10 protein-coding genes are annotated in these 16,178 nt (G+C 72.2%); 5 read left to right on the forward strand and 5 right to left on the reverse strand.

From position 1 onward, the window contains the following. Positions 1-67: 67 nt before the first annotated feature. Positions 68-2,854 (reverse strand): alpha-1,6-glucosidase domain-containing protein, encoded by a 2,787-nt coding sequence (locus tag O9Y01_RS21185; protein WP_269633639.1) that lies wholly within the window; start codon positions 2,852-2,854, stop codon positions 68-70. A gap of 162 nt (positions 2,855-3,016) precedes the next feature. On the opposite strand from O9Y01_RS21185, the gene O9Y01_RS21190 reads away from it, so the two are divergent. The 3 genes from O9Y01_RS21190 to O9Y01_RS21200 all read left to right on the forward strand — a co-directional run bounded on the left by O9Y01_RS21190 (position 3,017) and on the right by O9Y01_RS21200 (position 9,878). After that, positions 3,017-4,603: an alpha-amylase family glycosyl hydrolase gene (locus O9Y01_RS21190; protein ID WP_269633640.1), complete on the forward strand. Its 1,587-nt coding sequence runs from the start codon at positions 3,017-3,019 to the stop codon at positions 4,601-4,603. A 13-nt stretch (positions 4,604-4,616) separates the two neighbouring features. Continuing rightward, on the forward strand, positions 4,617-6,494 hold the full coding sequence (locus O9Y01_RS21195; RefSeq protein ID WP_269633641.1) for a glycoside hydrolase family 13 protein: 1,878 nt from the start codon (positions 4,617-4,619) through the stop codon (positions 6,492-6,494). 171 nt (positions 6,495-6,665) lie between these two features. Next, on the forward strand, positions 6,666-9,878 hold the full coding sequence (locus tag O9Y01_RS21200; RefSeq protein WP_269633642.1) for an ATP-binding protein: 3,213 nt from the start codon (positions 6,666-6,668) through the stop codon (positions 9,876-9,878). Positions 9,879-9,912: 34 nt separating this feature from the next. On the opposite strand, the gene O9Y01_RS21205 is transcribed toward O9Y01_RS21200, so the two are convergent. Next, entirely contained in the window at positions 9,913-10,896 is a 984-nt protein-coding gene (locus O9Y01_RS21205) for a hypothetical protein (protein WP_269633643.1), read from the reverse strand. A 205-nt stretch (positions 10,897-11,101) separates the two neighbouring features. On the opposite strand from O9Y01_RS21205, the gene O9Y01_RS21210 reads away from it, so the two are divergent. Further along, positions 11,102-12,319: a 6-phosphofructokinase gene (locus O9Y01_RS21210; RefSeq protein ID WP_269633751.1), complete on the forward strand. Its 1,218-nt coding sequence runs from the start codon at positions 11,102-11,104 to the stop codon at positions 12,317-12,319. A gap of 52 nt (positions 12,320-12,371) precedes the next feature. Here the strand turns inward: O9Y01_RS21210 and O9Y01_RS21215 are convergent, their stop codons facing one another. Beyond that, the gene (locus O9Y01_RS21215) at positions 12,372-12,773 is read right to left on the reverse strand and encodes a hypothetical protein (protein WP_269633644.1); all 402 of its coding nucleotides are present in this window, start codon (positions 12,771-12,773) and stop codon (positions 12,372-12,374) included. Next, the gene (locus O9Y01_RS21220; RefSeq protein ID WP_269633645.1) at positions 12,763-13,299 is read right to left on the reverse strand and encodes an AAA family ATPase; all 537 of its coding nucleotides are present in this window, start codon (positions 13,297-13,299) and stop codon (positions 12,763-12,765) included. The genes O9Y01_RS21215 and O9Y01_RS21220 overlap by 11 nt, the downstream gene beginning before the upstream one ends. A gap of 251 nt (positions 13,300-13,550) precedes the next feature. Between O9Y01_RS21220 and O9Y01_RS21225 the strand changes: the two genes are divergently transcribed. Next, on the forward strand, positions 13,551-14,909 hold the full coding sequence (locus O9Y01_RS21225; protein WP_269633646.1) for an erythromycin esterase family protein: 1,359 nt from the start codon (positions 13,551-13,553) through the stop codon (positions 14,907-14,909). Positions 14,910-14,962: 53 nt separating this feature from the next. Here O9Y01_RS21225 and O9Y01_RS21230 read toward each other — a convergent pair whose 3' ends face one another. Further along, entirely contained in the window at positions 14,963-16,126 is a 1,164-nt protein-coding gene (locus O9Y01_RS21230; protein WP_442952784.1) for an acyl-CoA dehydrogenase family protein, read from the reverse strand. Positions 16,127-16,178 lie beyond the last annotated feature (52 nt).

Consider the following 16,178-nt stretch of genomic DNA (forward strand, 5'->3'; position numbering starts at 1 on the left):
CTGGCAAGCCGTGCCGGAACTCATGGCGCCGGCAACACCGGCGCGGCCGCGGGACTGCGGCTGGGCCTCAGCGCACGAACACCGCCGCCGCCCAGGCCGGCACCTGCAGCTCGCCCCGCGCGGCATCCGCGCGGGCGCCCCGGCGCAGGGCGGTGTCCGCCGCGTCGGCTGCAGCCAGCACCGGGTGCAGGCGCCAGCCCAGCCGCGCCGGCGTCCAGCTGAAACGGGCCGCCTCGCGCCCCGCATTGAAGACGATCAGCAGCTCGCGAAAGCCGGCACCGGGCAGGCCACGGCCGTCCAGCCGCGCCATCAGCACGGTGGGCGGGACACCCCGGGGAGGGCGCGGGAAGCTGAGGCGCTGCTGCACCTCGGCCGCACTGCGCAGGTGAAAGAGGCTGGAGCTGGCGCGCACGCGCAGCTGGTCCAGGAACATGTCGCGGGCCTGGCGGATGTCCTGGGGACGCGGCTTGATCGCGGGGTCCGCCAGCAGGCCGCGGTAGAGGGGCCAGGCGCCGGCGTTGTCGGCCGCGGGCGGCAGGCCGGCGCCGAAGCCGTTGTCCTGCAGGCGCCAGTCCAGTCGGTTGAAGGCATCGCCCGAGTCGAAGCTGTTGCGGTCCAGGGACTTGGACCGCAGGATCTCCATGCCCGCATGGAAGTAGGCCACGCCCTGGCTGTAGGCCGTCACCGCCGTGACCAGCATCTGCGCCCTCACCCGCTCCTCGTGCGTGACGTCGCGAGGCAGGCGCAGCACGTGGTTGTCGAAGAGGGTGTGGTTGTCATGGTTCTCGGCGTAGTTGACGACCTCTGCCGGCTCGCTGGCATAGCCGGCCGGCTGGTCGCCATAGGCAATGCCCGACAGAGGGCGCGACACACCGCGCCAGTCCCTCAGCCGGTAGCTGCGCAGGCTGCCCGCCAGGCCCACGCGGACCAGGTCGGCCGCCTGCTGCAGCGCCGCCAGGGTGGCGGGCTCCGCCACGCCGTTGGGCGCGCTGAAGAGGCCATTGCCCCAGCCCTGGCGCACCAGGCCGGCCGGCGATCCATCGCCCGGCGAGCCGCCGCGCAGGGCGTCTCGCGCCCGGTCACTGAAGGTGCCGATGCCGCTGCCGTTGAGCGACAGCTGACTGGCCTGCACGAAGCGCGCGCCGTTCGCGACCTCGCCGAAGTTCCAGCCCTCACCGATCAGGGGCACGGCATGGCCCAGCTGCCGGCGCAGGCGGGCCGCGAGGGCCTCCATCACCGCGCGCGGCTGGTGGCCCATGAGGTCGAAGCGGAAGGAGTCGATGCCGTGCTTGTGCGCCCACAGCAGCACGGAGTCGCTCATCAGCTTGGCCATCATCCGGTGCTCGGTGGCGGTGTTGTCGCAGCAGGTGGAGCGCTCGACGCGGCCCTCGGCATCCAGACGCTGGTAGTAGCCGGGCACCACGCGGTCCAGCACCGAATGGAGGTGCTGGCCGGAAGCCGGCGTGTGGTTGTAGACCACATCCATGCCCACGCGCAGGCCCAGCCCGTGCAGGGCCATGACCATCTGGCGGAACTCCAGCAGGCGCTGCCCGCCGGCATTGGCGTCGCTGGCGTAGCTGCCTTCCGGGGCACTGTAGTGCAGGGGGTCGTAGCCCCAGTTGTAGCAGTCGCGGCCGGCCTGTGCGCTGACGGCCGCCTGCTGGGCCTCGCTGTCCGGCGCGGCCTCAGGCACGGCGGGCTGGACGCAGCCGCGCTCGGGAATGCTGGCAATGTCGAAGACGGGCAGCAGGTGGACGTCCGTCATGCCCGCCCGTGCGAGCCGACCCAGATGCTGCACGCCCAGGGACTCGGCCTGCGCGAAGGCGCCGAAGCGGCCGCGCAGGGCGGGCGGCTGGCTGGGGTCATGCCAGGAGAAGTCCCGCACATGGAGCTCGTAGATGCTCATGTCCGTCGGCGCGGCCGCAGGGGCGGGCCGGCGGTGCTGCAGCCAGCCGGGCGGCATCCAGGCGGGATCGTCCAGGTCCGCGATGAAGCTGCGGCGCGAATCGGCATTCAGGCTGACGGCATAGGGATCGGTCACCCGCTGGCGCAGCAGGCCCTGGCCCGGCACGAGCACGTCCACGAGGAAGCGGTAGTACTGGCCTCGCAGGTCCTCGGCCGGTGACAGCAGCCAGCTGCCGCTGGCCGGCTCCCACTGCAGGGGCAGCAGGCGCGCTGCGGGCGATTCGGCGTCGGGATACAGGCACAGCTGCACCTGGTGCGCCGTCGGCGCCCACAGGCGCAGGCCGCTGGCCCGGGTGGCGGGGGCGAACAGCGGCCCGTAGTCCAGGCGCTCGGCGGCCTCGGCATACAGCTGGTCCAGCGCACCGGGCAGCTGCAGGCGGCTGGCCTCCAGCACGCGGCCCTGCGCGTCTTCCCGCAGCAGCAGCAGCTCGGCGCGCAACCAGCGCTCGTCCAGGCCCAGGCCCGGCGGCAGCGTCAGCACGCCGCCCGCGCGGAGGTGCGGAAACTTCAGGGCCAGCTCCTCGGGCAGCGCCTCGCCACGCCGGAGCGGCAGGCTGGCGTCGACCCCCTGCACAGGCTCCCCAGCCACCGCCTTCAGGCCGCCACGCCAGGCCGCGACGAGGCGAAGCGCCCCCTCCGCCTGGAGGCCGGGCCACTGCAGATGCTGCAGGTCCAGGGCATGGGCGCGCGCCGGCCACTCGGGCGCTCCCGGCGCCGGGGCCCTCAGGACCTCGGCCAGGCCCGGCGCATCGCAGGCCGCCAGCCCTTCGCTCGCGAGCGCCGCCCCTTGCGCATGCCCGACCCCGGGCAGCAGCGCCAGCAGCACACCCATGGCCGCACCAGCCAGGCGGAGGGACGACGCGGGAGTGATGGAGACGGGAGAGGCCATGGCGACGATGCAGTGGAGGTCGGGGGAGGTGCGGGGTGGCCACAGGGCCTGCGGCCGCGCAAATAGTAGCAAAACTACATACAAACAAAACCTGAGTTTTCAGGACGCCGGTTTGCAACTATGCTGCTTCGCGGACATCCCTTCCTTGTATTCTGTCCCACCATGTATTTCAACTACAAACTTCTCAGCAGCTGCTGGCTCGGCTGCCTGAGCCTGGCCGCCAGCGCCGCGCCCCAGGGCAGCCCGCCGCCGGACTGGTCCCAGGGCGTGTTCATGGAAGTCTTCGTGCGCGGCTACCAGGACAGCAATGGCGATGGCATCGGCGACCTGCGGGGCCTCACCCGCAGGCTGGACTACCTGCAGCGCCTGGGCGTGACCGGCCTCTGGCTGATGCCCATCACCCGCAGCGCGGACCACGACCACGGCTACGCCATCACCGACTTCCGCGGCATCGAGCCCGACTACGGCAGCCAGGCCGACTTCGACGAACTGCTGCGCCAGGCCCACCGCCGCGGCATCGGCGTGGTGATGGACTACATCCTCAACCACAGCGCCCGCGAGCATCCGCGTTTCCAGGACAGCCTGCGCGATCCGCAGTCCCCCTACCGCGACTGGTACGTGTGGCAAGACCCGGCCCCCGCCGATCTCAAGGACTGGGACATCTGGGGCCACACCCCCTGGTATGCCGACCCGGACCAGGTGTCGCCGAGCGCCCGCTACTTCGCCACCTTCGGCCCGCACATGCCGGACTTCAACCTGCGCAACCCGGCCGTCGTCGAGGATCACCGCCAGAGCCTGCGCTTCTGGCTGGAGCGCGGCCTGGACGGCTTCCGGCTCGATGCCGTGCCCCACCTGATCGAGAACAGCGCCAGGGACTGGAACGACCAGCCCGAGAGCCGCGCCCTCACCGCCGACTTCACCCGCCTGATCCGCAGCTACCCCGGGCGCTTCACCGTCTGCGAGGCCACGGCCAGCCCCGCGGCCTATGCCAGCCCCGAGGTCTGCGGCAGCGCCTTCGACTTCGGCCTGGAGAAGCTGATCCTCGGTGCCGTGCGCGGCGACGCGGAGGCCCTGGCGCCCCTGGCCCGGCATTTCGAGACCACGCCCCTGAACATGGCCACCATGCTGGCCAACCACGACATCTTTGCCGGCGCCCGCGTCTGGGACCAGCTCGGCGGGGACGAAGCCCGCTACCGCCTGGCCGCCGCGAGCTACCTGCTGCTGCCCGGCATCCCCTTCCTCTATTACGGCGAGGAGATCGGCATGGCCGGCATCGAGGGCCCGGGCGATGAGCCCCTTCGCGCGCCCATGAGCTGGACCGCCGACGGGCGCGGCTTCACGCAGGGCCGGCCCTTCCGCGCGGTCTCGCCCAACACGGCCACGCACAATGCGCAGGCACAGACCCGCGATCCGGGCTCGCTGCTGAACCACTACCGCGCGCTGATCCAGCTGCGCCGCTCGCAGCCCGCGCTCAAGCGGGGCGACTACCGGCAGGCCTTCCAGGACGGCAGCGTCATCGGCTTCCAGCGCAGCGCCGAGGGCCAGACCCTGCTGGTGCTGATCAACTACGGCACGCAGGCCTGGCGGGGGCTGCCGGCGGGTGTCCGCGCGGACCAGCGCCTGCGCCCCGTGCTGCGCAGCGCCGCCCAGGCCCGGCTGGCGCACGAGCGCCGTCGCGCGGCGCCTGCGCTGCGAGCGGACCAGCTCCAGCTGCCGCCACAGTCCTTTGCCGTCTTCCGCCTCCCGTGAGAATGGTGCGACCATGCCCCTGCGTTCCCTCCTGAGCCGCCAGCCCTGGCTGCGCGCCATGCTCCTGGCCACCTCCCTCTTCAGCAGCGCACATGCCATGACCCTGGATCACGTCGAGCCCCGCTCCTGGTGGGTGGGCATGAAGCAGAGCGGCCTGCAGCTGATGCTGCATGGCCAGGACATCGGTCGCCTGAAGGCACGCGTCGAGTATCCCGGCGTGCGCCTGCTGCGCCAGCAGGGCCTGGAGAGTCCCAACTACCTGGTGCTGGACCTCGAGATCGGCGCCGAGGCAAGACCTGGCACCCTGCGCATCGAGCTGCGCGAGGGCGACCGCCTGGTGCTGAGCCACCCCTACCCGCTTCAGGCCCGCGCGCCGGGCTCGGCGCAGCGCGAGGGCTTCGGGCCCAAGGACGCCATCTACCTGATCGTGCCCGACCGCTTCGCCAAGGGACTGCCCGCACCGGATGCCGGCGGCATGAGCGAGGGCGAGCGCCGCGAGCTGCCTGGCGGCCGCCACGGCGGCAACCTGGCCGGCATGCGCCAGCACCTGGACTACGTGGCCGCCATGGGCTTCACCCAGATCTGGCCCACGCCGCTGACCGAGAACAACGGCCTCGAGTACAGCTACCACGGCTATGCCAGCACCGACCTCTACCGCGTCGACCCCCGCTTCGGCAGCAACGAGGACTTCCGCGCCTTCGCGGCCGAGGCCCGCGAGCGTGGCGTGGGCGTGATCCAGGACATCGTGCTCAACCACATCGGCGCCCGCCACTGGTGGATGCAGGACCTGCCCACGCGCGACTGGGTCAACCAGTGGCCGCGCTACACCGAGACCAGCCATTTCCGCATGTCCGTCCAGGATCCCTACGGCACCGAGAGCGACCGCCGCGCCTTCAGCGACGGCTGGTTCTCGCCGAACATGCCGGACCTCAACCAGCGCCAGCCCGTGCTGGCCAACTACCTGATCCAGATGAGCCTCTGGTGGATCGAGTACGCCGGCCTCAGCGGCGTGCGCACCGACACCTACTCCTACTCCGACAAGGCCTTCCTGGCCCGCTGGAGCCAGCGCATGCTGGAGGAGTACCCACGGCTGAATCTGGTCGGCGAGGAATGGAGCCCGCACCCGGCGGTGGTGGCCTACTGGCAGCGCGGCAAGCGCAACCACGACGGCTACGTCTCCCACATGCCCTCCATGATGGACTTCCCGCTGCACGGGGCCCTGCTGGCCTCGCTGACCGAGCCCGAGGGCCACGACAGCGGCTTCACCAAGCTCTACGAGGCCCTGGCCCACGACTTTGTCTACGCCGACCCGGCACGCCTGGTGGTCTTCGAGGGCAATCACGACACCCCTCGCGTCATCGCGGCCCTGCACGGAGACCTGGCGCTCTACAAGATGGCCACCGCCTACCTGGCCATGACGCGGCGCATCCCCCAGTTCTTCTACGGCTCCGAGGTGCTGCTGAGCAGCCCGCGCGAGCGCGATGACGGCGCCGTGCGCGGCGACTTCCCCGGTGGCTGGGCCGGCGATGCCGTCAACGCCTTCACCGGCCAGGGCCTGGACGCCCGCCAGCGCGAGGCCCAGGACTGGCTGCGCCGGCTGCTGAACTGGCGCAAGGGGCAGCCGGCCATCCACGAGGGGCGGCTCGTCCACTACAGCCCTCGCCAGGGCGTCTACGTGCTGTTCCGCCAGCTGGGCGGCCGGACCCTGATGCTGGTGCTGCACAAGGGCGCAACCGACGCGCAGCTGGACATCGGCCGCTTCCCTGAGATGCTCAAGCCGGGCCAGGCCTGGCGTGAGGTCATGACGGGGCGCCAGGGCCGCCTGGTCCAGTCGGGAGACACCCTGCCCCTGCCCGCGCGCTCGGCCCAGATCTTCGAGCTGGGCGACTGAGCGCCGGGCCGGCGCGGATCACGGCGCGAGCCCGTCGTCAGCTGCGGCGGTGGACGGCCGGCGCCGGCGCCCCCATACTGCGCGGCAGCGGGGGCCGGCGCCAAGCCTCGGGACCAAGCCACGGGATCCAGTGGCAAGACCTGCCCCCATCGCCAGGGAGCCAGCGTCGTCGTGTCCACAGAACAGAGTCCGCGCGAACCGTCGTCCGCCAGGCGGCTGCACCTGGCCGTCCTCTTCAGCGACCTCAGCGATTCCAGCCTCCTGGCCTCCCAGCTGGAAGCCGAGGACTACCTGGAACTGCTGGCGCGCGTGCGCGACTGCTGCCGCAGCGCCGTCGAGCGGCATCAGGGTCTGGTCGTACGCCTGCAGGGCGATGGCCTGCTGGCGGTCTTCGGCTACCCGCAAGGGGGCGAGGACACCGCGCGGCGCGCCACCGAAGCCGCCCTGGACCTGCATGCCGGCGTCGCCCGGCTGCGCGCGGCCGAGGGCCTGCGCCAGCCTCCCCTGCAGATGCACAGCGGCGTCCATGCCGGCCTCACCCTGGTGATCGAGGGCGACTGCGAACGCGGCCGCCTGGACCTGCTCGGCGAGCCGCCCAATATCGCCTCCCGCCTGTGCGAGCAGGCCGAGGCCGGCGAGATCTGGGTCAGCCAGGCCGCCCTGGGGCCGGAGCTGCACCAGTTCGAGCACCGCCCCATGCAGCGCCTGCCCCTGCGCGGCCTGGCCGAGCCGCTGCCCGCGGTCTGCATCACGCGGCGCGGCCAGGTGCTGACGCGGCTGGCCGCCCGCGAGCGCCAGGGCGCCCTGCCCTTCATCGGTCGCGCGGACGAGCTCCAGGACCTGCGCCAGCTGCTGGCCCAGGCCGCGGCAGGCCAGACGCGGACCGCCCTGGTCCACGGCTCGCCGGGCCTGGGCAAGACGCGGCTGTGCGAGGCCCTGATCGCCGAGGCCCGCCAGCAGGGCTGGCGCATCCACCGCGGCTATTGCGACGGCCACCTGCACGGCGAGCTCATGCAGCCCTGGATGCAGCTGCTGCGGGCCTGCTTCGGCCAGCCCGAGCTGAGTCCCCAGGACCAGCTGCCCACCGCCCCGGACCTCGCCGCCCTGCTGCAGGCCCTGCCCACAGAGCTGCAGGCCGACGCCGCCGAGTGGCTGGAAGCCCTGCGCCCGCAGGCCCATGCCCGCGGGGCCGCACGATCATGGCGCGACTGGCTGCCCCGCCTGCCCGCCCTGCTGCGGGCGCTGGGGCGGCAGCAGCCGCAGCTGGTCTTCCTGGATGACTGGCAGTGGGCGGACCAGGCCAGCCAGCAGATCCTCGAGCGCCTGATGCGCCTGGGCGACTGGCCTCTGATGCTGCTGGTGACCAGCCGGGAAGCCGAGCTCGGGCCCGTGCAGCACCGGGGCGAGTTCCACCCCTTCGCGCTGGGTCCGCTGTCACTGCAGGACTGCCGCGGCGCCATCGCGCAGCTGCTGCCGGGGCTGGACCCCTTCCTGGTCGAGCGCATCCATGCCCAGGGCGGCGGCAATCCGCTCTACATCGAGGAGCTGTGCCATTGCGCCGCCCAGCTGCCCCGCGGCCAGCTGGCCCAGCGCCTGGAGGAGCCCCGGCCCGCCCAGGCGGCCTGGACGGCCCTGGAGCTGCCCTGGCTGCGCAGCCTGGTCGAGGCCCGGCTCGAGCGCCTGCCTGCCGAGCCGCTGGCGCTGCTCAAGACGGCCGCGGTGATCGGCCCGCACCTGCCCCTGTGGCTGCTGCAGGGCCTGTGCAACGAGGACACCACGGCCCCCATCGACACCGAGGCCGCCCTGGCCTGCCTGGCGCGCCACGACCTGCTCTACCCGGCGGAGACCCCGGGCCTGCTGCGCTTCAAGCACGGCATCACGCGCGAGGTCGTCTATCAGCTGGTCGGGGGCCCGCAGCGACGCGAGCTGCACCGCCGCATCGCCCGCAGCCTGGCGGCGGCCAAGGCCGCAGCCCCTGCGATGGAGGCCGCCAGCGGGCAGTCGTCCCTGGCCTACCACCTCGCCCAGGCGGGCGAATGGGCCGAAGCCGCCCACCAGGCCGAGCAGGCCGGCGAACGCGCCGAGCAGGGCGCCGCACCCGACCGTGCCCAGTACTTCTACCACCTGGCCCTGGACGCGCTGGAGCAGTGCCCGCCCAGCGCCGCGTGCTACGCCGCGCAGGTGCGCATCCTGCAGCGCCTGGGCCTCGCCTGCGTCTTCGATCCCACGCCCGAAGACCTGGCCTATTTCGAACGCGGCTGGGCCCTGGCCCGGCGCTGCGACGACCACGCCACCATGGCGCTGACGGTCTACTGGCGCGGCTATGTGTCCTACGCGCTGGGCATGACCCAGCCCGCGGTAGCCCATCTGCGTGAAGCGCTGCTGGGCCTGGAGCAGCTCAGTGCCTCGCCCTCGCCCGACGGCAGCGCCGGCACCTGGCTCCCCTTGCTCGTGCAGGCCCAGGCCACGCTGGGCCAAGCCCTGGCGGCCGCCGGAGACTACGAGGCCGCACTGCACCTGATGGACAGCGCCATTGCCATCAAGCGCCAGCACCGCAGCGGCGCCCGCCCCGCCGTGGGCTCGGCCTACACCCTGGCCTGCAAGGCCGCCGTGCTGGGCGACTGGGGCACCTTTGACGAAGCCGCCGAGTGCTTCGCGGAGGCGCGCCAGGCCATCTACGGTGCGGGCCACGAAGTCGAGGGCTCGGTGCTGTGCCTGCTGGCCCTGGTGCAGCTGTGGCAGGGCCGCTGGGCCGAGGCGCAGCAGTCGGCCAGCCAGGCCCTGCAGATCGCCCAGCGGGTGCGCAACCTCTATGTCTTTGGCATGAGCCGGGCCCTGCTGAGCCGCGCGCAGTGGCGCCAGTGCGAGCCGGGCAGCACCGCATCCTTGCGCGCGCTTCAGGCCCTGGAAGACGCCCTGCAATGGCTGCAATCCCGCCGCAAGCGCCTGTTCGGCTCCCTGCTGCACGGCTGGCTGGCGGAGGCCTACGAGGCCCAGGGCCGCCCCGTCCAGCTGCGCCAGCAGGCCGCCCAGGCCCTGCGCCGCGCCCGCGAGGGTGACCTGCTCGGCGGCCCCACCGCCCTGCGCGCCCTGGCCCTGGCCGCGGCACGTGGCTTCCTGCTCCACCCGCCCGGCCGCTACCTCGCCCTGGCCCAGGCCATGGCCAGGCGCCGCGGGTCGCTGCACGAGACCGCGCTCAACCGCCTGTGCCAGGCCGAGGTCCTGGCGCTGGAGGGCGACCGCGCAGGAGCCCTGGAACAGCTGGAGGCCGCCGAGCCCCCGCTGCAGCGCCTGGGCATGACCTGGCACCTGGCGCAGCTGCAGCAGCTGCGCGCCCGCTGCCTCGGCAGCCCGGCCGGCATCGGGCCCGCGGACGCCGGCTGAGCCCGCTCACCCGCGCCTTGATGAAGGGCGCCACTCAGTCCCCGGGCTGCGCCAGCAGGCAGACGGCCTCCAGGCTCAAGGGCTGGCAATAGCCCAGCAGCCGGCCCTGCAGGTCCAGGCACAGGGCACCGCCGGCCATGGCGACGGGGCGGCCGTCATGCCGCCAGACGCCACCCCGCCGCTGCAGCAGGACCAGGCACAGCTGAGGGGGCCGGCCGGGATCGGCCCCCAGCAGCAGCACCGGCCCGGCCTGCGGCTGTCCGAGCAGGGCCGGGTCCAGCGGGGGCGCGGCAGGCCCGTCCTGCTGCAGCCGTGGCAGCGCCGGCCCCGCCTCACGGGAAGAAGGCCGAGATGGCCGAGATGGCCGGGGAAGCCTGAAATGGGCCTCGACGCGCGGGGGCTCGTCCGCCACATGCCGAGGCAGGGCCGCCAGCTGCCAGCGCACGGCGGGCACGCTGCCCTCGCCCGAAGGGACGACGGAATCGTCCAGCGGCAGCAGGTCTGCGCCGAGGTCCAGCACCAGGCTGCGTGGAATCCAGGACGCGGGGGCCGCCCCGCCCTGCCACAGGCACAGCAGGCGGCGCACCCAGACCTCCAGGACCATCGTGGGAGCGAGCGCCGGCCGCAGGGCACCGGCACCGGGTGACAGCCCCTGCGCCGGCGAGTCCAGGCCCGTCCAGTGGCGCCAGCCGGGACTGCACTGCAGGCGCTCGCGGCTGTCCACGCACAGGCCCAGGTCCCGACCCAGCGCGTGCAGCCTCAGGTCGTGGGCCCGCAGGCTCAGCTGGCGCAGCAGCCAGGGCAAGACCTGACCCCGGGCCTCCGCCAGATCGATCCAGGCCTCTGGCGAACTGCCGGGCGGCAGGTGACCCAGCCCCTCGGGCAGGCTGGCCGCCAGCTGGCCTTCGGCCTCCAGCTCGCGCAAGACCTGACCCCACTGGCAGCGCTGGCGCCCGGTCAGGTCCAGCGTTCCCGGCCTCAGCCCCTGCCTGTGCCCCGCCTTTGCCATGAATTGCACCACCCGCTCCCTCCCTGGCCTGCCCGGCCAGCCGCGGAATTCTAGGAAGCCGGGGGCGCCGTCAGAGCCGCCACCGTCCACCCTCTTGAGGATGTGCTTTCGACATTAGCTGTTGCATCAAGTCGGCCACTCCGAGGTGCCAACACGGCCGGCATGGTGTAGAACGTCAGCCAGCGCCCGACCACCCAAGGAGCCCTCCGTGAGCATGCACGCCGCCCGCAAGATTCTCGTCGCCCAAGGAGGCGGTCCGACCGCCGTGATCAACCAGTCCCTGGTCGGCGTGGTGCTGGAGGCGCGACGGCACAGGGGCATCGACCTGGTCTATGGCGCGCGCCACGGTGTGCGCGGCATCATCAACGAGGATTTCGTCGACCTCACCCAGGAGACCAGCCACAACCTGGAGCTCGTGGCCGGCACCCCGGCCTCGGCCCTGGGCTCCACCCGCGACAAGCCCGACCTCGCCTACTGCCAGCAGATCTTCGAGGTGCTGCGCGCGCACGGCATCGGCTACTTCTTCTACATCGGCGGCAATGACAGCTCGGACACCGTCCGCATCGTGGCCGAGGAGGCGCGCCAGGCGGGCTATCCGCTGCGCTGCATCCACATTCCCAAGACCATCGACAACGACCTCGTCGGCAACGACCACACGCCCGGCTTCCCTTCGGCCGCGCGCTTCGTGGCCCAGGCCTTCGCGGGGGCCAACCTGGACAACGCCGCCTTGCCCGGCGTCTACGTGGGCGTGGTGATGGGCCGCCATGCCGGCTTCCTGACCGCGGCCTCGGCCCTGGGCAAGAAGTTCGATGAAGACGGCCCCCACCTCATCTACCTGCCCGAGCGCGTCTTCGAGATCGACCGCTTCCTGGCCGACGTGAAGGCAGTCTACGAGCGCCATGGCCGCTGCGTGATCGCCGTCAGCGAGGGCATCCACGATGCCAGCGGCCAGCCCATCGCCGCGCGGCTGGCCAAGGACCTGGAGCACGATGCCCACGGCAATGTGCAGCTCTCCGGCACCGGCGCCCTGGCCGATCTGCTGTGCGAGGAGATCAAGACCCGCCTCAAGATCAAGCGCGTGCGCGGCGACACCTTCGGCTACCTGCAGCGCAGCTTCGTGGGCTGCGTGTCCGACGTCGATCAGCGCGAGGCCCGCGAAGTGGGCGAGAAGGCCGTGCAGTACGCCATGTGGGGCGATCGCGACGGCTCGGTGGCCATCCGCCGCAATGGCTACTACTCGGTGGACTACGAGCTCCTGCCCCTGGAGGCCGTGGCCGGCAAGACCCGGGTGATGGAGGACCACTTCATCAGCGAGAGCGGCACGGACGTCACCGACGCCTTCCGCCTCTACCTGCGCCCGCTGCTGGGCTCGGGCATGCCGGACGCGTTCAGGCTGCGGCCCAATCCGGTGGCGAAGGTACTGAAGCCCTGAGGGCACAGCGACGGTCGGATGGCGCCCCGCGTCACAGCGTCTGGCCGCGGCTTCATTCCCCTGGCACGAGCCTGCTTGCCTTGGTGCGTTCATCGACCAGCACCATGAAGTGGTTTCCCGGCAAAGGGTCCAGGCCATCGTAGAAAACGGTCCATTTAGCATCCCTGGCGCTGTAGCACAGCTCCGGCCCCGCGTACTTCCGCAGGTCCCAGCCCTCGGCCCTAGCTTGCGCGGCGGCACGCGACAGCGCCGCGGTGACGGTGATCCGCGTGCGGCCCTGCACCGCATGGTCTCGTCCCTTGTCGCAGTTCCATGGTGTGGGGACCGGGCCTGCCCAGCCGGCGGAGGCAGCGGCTGCGAGCAGGGTCACCCCGAGGGTTCGCAGGGACCGGCTGCCTTCCTGCCGTCGGGCAGGGGCATGCAAGCCACGATCACGAAGCCATTCATGCGCCATGCCAACCTCCGCCGCGCCCTTCGGACACGACATGCTGGTACTCCATGCCAGGCACTTCACGCTCCTGCTCATCCACCGGTTCCCACAGATCGCTCGCCAGCTCGAAGACTGCCTCCGGCACGACCATGGAAAACGTCGCGCCCTGCTCCACATTGCGCTGCTGCACGCGGGCTCGTCGCAGCTCGCGCGGCGCGTCCAGCTCATACATCAGGAGCTCCACGCCCTGGTCCAGGACCTGGCGGCAGAAGTCCATGCGCGGCTGACGCTGGATGAGGCCCAGCTCCAGGATGACGTCCGTCCCGGTGGCCAGCAGCGCCTGGCTGTGCGCCCAGATGAGTGCCAGCAGGCGGTCCTTGCGCTCCAGATACCAGGGGATGAAGTCACCGGCCGGGCGGTCCGGGCTGAACAGCCGGGCGAACCAGGCATCCAGCGCAATGTGCACGCCGCCGCTGCGGGCGGCAAGCGAGGCGGCAAAGGTGGACTTCCCTGCTCCCACAGGGCCTTCGATGAGATGCACCCTGGGCATGGGGCGGTCCTTCCGTGAAGTCTGGCGTTGTCAGCTTCCAGCATAGCAAGACCTGACCCTCCTGCTGCCGGGGAGGCCGGCAGGCCATGGCCGCTGGCCGGCCGCCCCGGGGTCTGGCCCCGAGCGGCGTAAGCGCATGTGCCCCGAGGTGGGGCCCTCGCACAAGCGTGCTGAGCCGGGTGTCCTGCAGGGCCCGGGCGGCCCTGGGGCTGGTTAGCATCGCGCCGTCCTGCGGCTCCTTCGACATCGCCATGCCCGTCCTGCCTCCGCGTCCCCGCCCTGCCTTGCCGCTTCGCCCGCCTGCCCGGCTGCTGCCCGTCGGGCTGGCCGCCCTGCTGTCGGGTCTCCTCGGCGCCGGCCCCGCGCCGGCCCGGGCCGAGGAGGCCCCGCCCTGGCAGGCGTGGCCGGTGCGCAGCGCCACGGGTGACAACCGCAGCGACGACGCCGCCGACCTCGCGCCCCTCACGGCCGGCCTCGCGGGCGTGCGGGTGCTGGGGCTGGCGGAGCAGACGCATGGCGGGCACGAGGAATTCGCCACCAAGCTGCGCCTGCTGCGCCATCTGCACGAGACCCAGGGCTTCGACGTGCTGCTGCTGGAAAGCGGCTTCTTCGACGTGGAGCAGCTGCAGCAGGACGTCCAGGCGGCCGCAAGGCTTCGAGGGAAGGCTTCCGCCGCGCGGTCGTCGAGCTGGGCCAGGGGCGCCCCCGGCAATGTCTTCTACATGTACTCCAAGAGCGTCGAGGGTCAGGCCTTGATGGCCTATCTCGACCAGCAGCAGGCGATGGGCCGGCCCCTGCTGGTGGCCGGCATCGACAGCCAGCACAGCGGCCTGCGCAGCCAGCAAGACCTGGCACGGGGCCTGAGGCGGGCGCTGAGGAGCGGCATGGGCGGCGCGCGCGGGCGTGCCCTGTCGGAAGATGCCGGCTGGCAAGCCTATGCGCGGCAGCTGACCACCCTGTTCACGCTCTCGCGGCAGGCGCCCCCGGCGGCCGAGCGCCAGGCCTTCCAGGCCCGCTCGCAGGCGCTCCAGGACGCGCTGTGCGCCGTGAGGGAAACGCGCGCGAGGCCAGACGGTGCGGGCTGGTGGTGCCGCGTCGTCCGCAGCATGGACGCGCAGGCCCGCAGCCTCTGGAGCAACGGCGCCGACTACCAGCGCGACCAGGCCATGGGCGACAACGCCATCTGGCTGATGGAGCAGCTCCATCCGGGCCGCAAGGCCGTGGTCTGGGGTCACACCGTGCACCTGGCGCGCGGCTTCCAGCGCGACCCCGCCCACCTGCAGGCCGGCGAGGTGATGCACCGGCAGTGGGGTGCGGCCTACCAGGTGCTGCAGTTCAGCGCCTCAGGCGGCCGCTACCTGGACTACGTCAGCCTGCAGGAGGCTGACGTGCCCGCGCAGCCGCCGCAGGCCCTGGAACAGCAGCTGGCGCGCGAGCATCCGGGCCAGGCCCTGCTGGTCAGGGCCTCGGCCCCGGTCACGCTGCCCCAGTTCGCCTACGAATACGGGCAGGGCGGCGTCGAAAGCTCGCAGCAGCCGGGCCAGCTCGGCCGGCACTGGGACTGGCTGTGGCTGCTGCCCCGCATCAGCCCGGCGCGCATGGCGCCCTGAGCTTGCCCCTGGCGCCCGGGGCTGACGGCCCCCGCGGGACGGTGGCCCCGGCCTCAGCCCAGGAGGCGCCGGGCGATCAGGTCCTTCATGATCTCGTTGGTGCCGCCGTAGATCTTCTGCACGCGGGCATCGGCATAGAGCCGGGCGATCGGGTACTCGGCCATGTAGCCGTAGCCGCCGAAGAGCTGCAGGCACTCGTCCATCACCCGGCATTGCTGCTCGGTGGTCCACCACTTGGCCATGTAGGCGGCCTCGTCGTCCAGCGTGCCGTCCAGCAGGCGCTGCACGCAGTCGTTGACGAAGCTCCGCACCACATGGGCCAGGGTGGCGCACTCGGCGAGCTTGAAGCGGGTGTTCTGGAAGCTGGCGACAGACTGGCCGAAGGCCTGGCGCTGGGTCGTGTACTCGACCGTCAGCTCCACCGCCCGCTCGATGGTGGCCGCCGCCGGGACGGCCAGCAGCATGCGCTCGTAGGGCAGCTGGCTCATCAGCTGGCGGAAGCCCTGCCCCTCGACGCCTCCCAGCAGCTGGTCCTGGGGCACGCGCACGCCCTGGAAGGACAGCTCCGCGGTGTCCGAGGCATGCTGGCCCAGCTTCTCCAGGCGCCGCCCCACGCTGAAGCCCGGCAGGCCCTCGGTCTCCAGCACGAGCAGGGAGACTCCCCGGCTGCCGGCCTCGCCGGTGCGCACGGCCACCACCAGCAGATTGGCCGTGAAGCCGTTGGTGATGAAGGTCTTGGCGCCGTCGAGGACATAGCCGTCGCCCTCCTTGCGGGCGCGGGTGCGCAGGGCCTTGAGGTCGGAGCCGCAGCCTGGCTCGGTCATGGCGATGCCGGCCAGCAGCTCGCCGCTGGCCAAGCCGGGCAGCCAGCGCGCCTTCTGCGCCGGCGTGCCGTAGTCCAGGATGTAGTGGGCGGCGATGGTGTGCACGGCGGTGTTGGCGGGCATCTCGGCGCGGGCCAGCTCGTCCTGCACGACCAGCTGGTAGGCCAGGCTGGCGCCTGCGCCGCCCCAGGCCTCGTCCAGCTCCGGCAGCAGGAAGCCCAGGGCGCCGAAGGGTCGCCAGACCTCGCGCGGGATGTAGCCCTGGCGCCGCCAGCCTTCCAGCTGGGGCGCCAGCTCGGCCGTGACGTAGCGGCGCACCTGCTCGCGGAAGGCCTCGATCTGCTCGTCCATCCAGGCATGCCGGTGCAAGCGGGGAAACAGGGACTCACTCATGGGGGAACTCCTGAAGACATGCGGCGAGCAGCAGCCGGCCGCCAATCCGGGA

Source organism: Pelomonas sp. BJYL3, from assembly GCF_027257975.1.
Classification (GTDB): domain Bacteria; phylum Pseudomonadota; class Gammaproteobacteria; order Burkholderiales; family Burkholderiaceae_C; genus Roseateles_B; species Roseateles_B flavus.

Excerpts from the sequence above, each read along its gene's own strand:
- O9Y01_RS21185 (WP_269633639.1), bottom strand. The coding sequence starts at position 2,854 with ATGGCCTCTCCCGTCTCCATCACTCCCGCGTCGTCCCTCCGCCTGGCT.
- O9Y01_RS21190 (WP_269633640.1), top strand. The coding sequence starts at position 3,017 with ATGTATTTCAACTACAAACTTCTCAGCAGCTGCTGGCTCGGCTGCCTG.
- O9Y01_RS21225 (WP_269633646.1), top strand. The coding sequence starts at position 13,551 with ATGCCCGTCCTGCCTCCGCGTCCCCGCCCTGCCTTGCCGCTTCGCCCG.
- O9Y01_RS21230 (WP_442952784.1), bottom strand. The coding sequence starts at position 16,126 with ATGAGTGAGTCCCTGTTTCCCCGCTTGCACCGGCATGCCTGGATGGAC.
- O9Y01_RS21210 (WP_269633751.1), top strand. The coding sequence starts at position 11,102 with ATGCACGCCGCCCGCAAGATTCTCGTCGCCCAAGGAGGCGGTCCGACC.
- O9Y01_RS21215 (WP_269633644.1), bottom strand. The coding sequence starts at position 12,773 with ATGGCGCATGAATGGCTTCGTGATCGTGGCTTGCATGCCCCTGCCCGA.
- O9Y01_RS21195 (WP_269633641.1), top strand. The coding sequence starts at position 4,617 with ATGCCCCTGCGTTCCCTCCTGAGCCGCCAGCCCTGGCTGCGCGCCATG.
- O9Y01_RS21220 (WP_269633645.1), bottom strand. The coding sequence starts at position 13,299 with ATGCCCAGGGTGCATCTCATCGAAGGCCCTGTGGGAGCAGGGAAGTCC.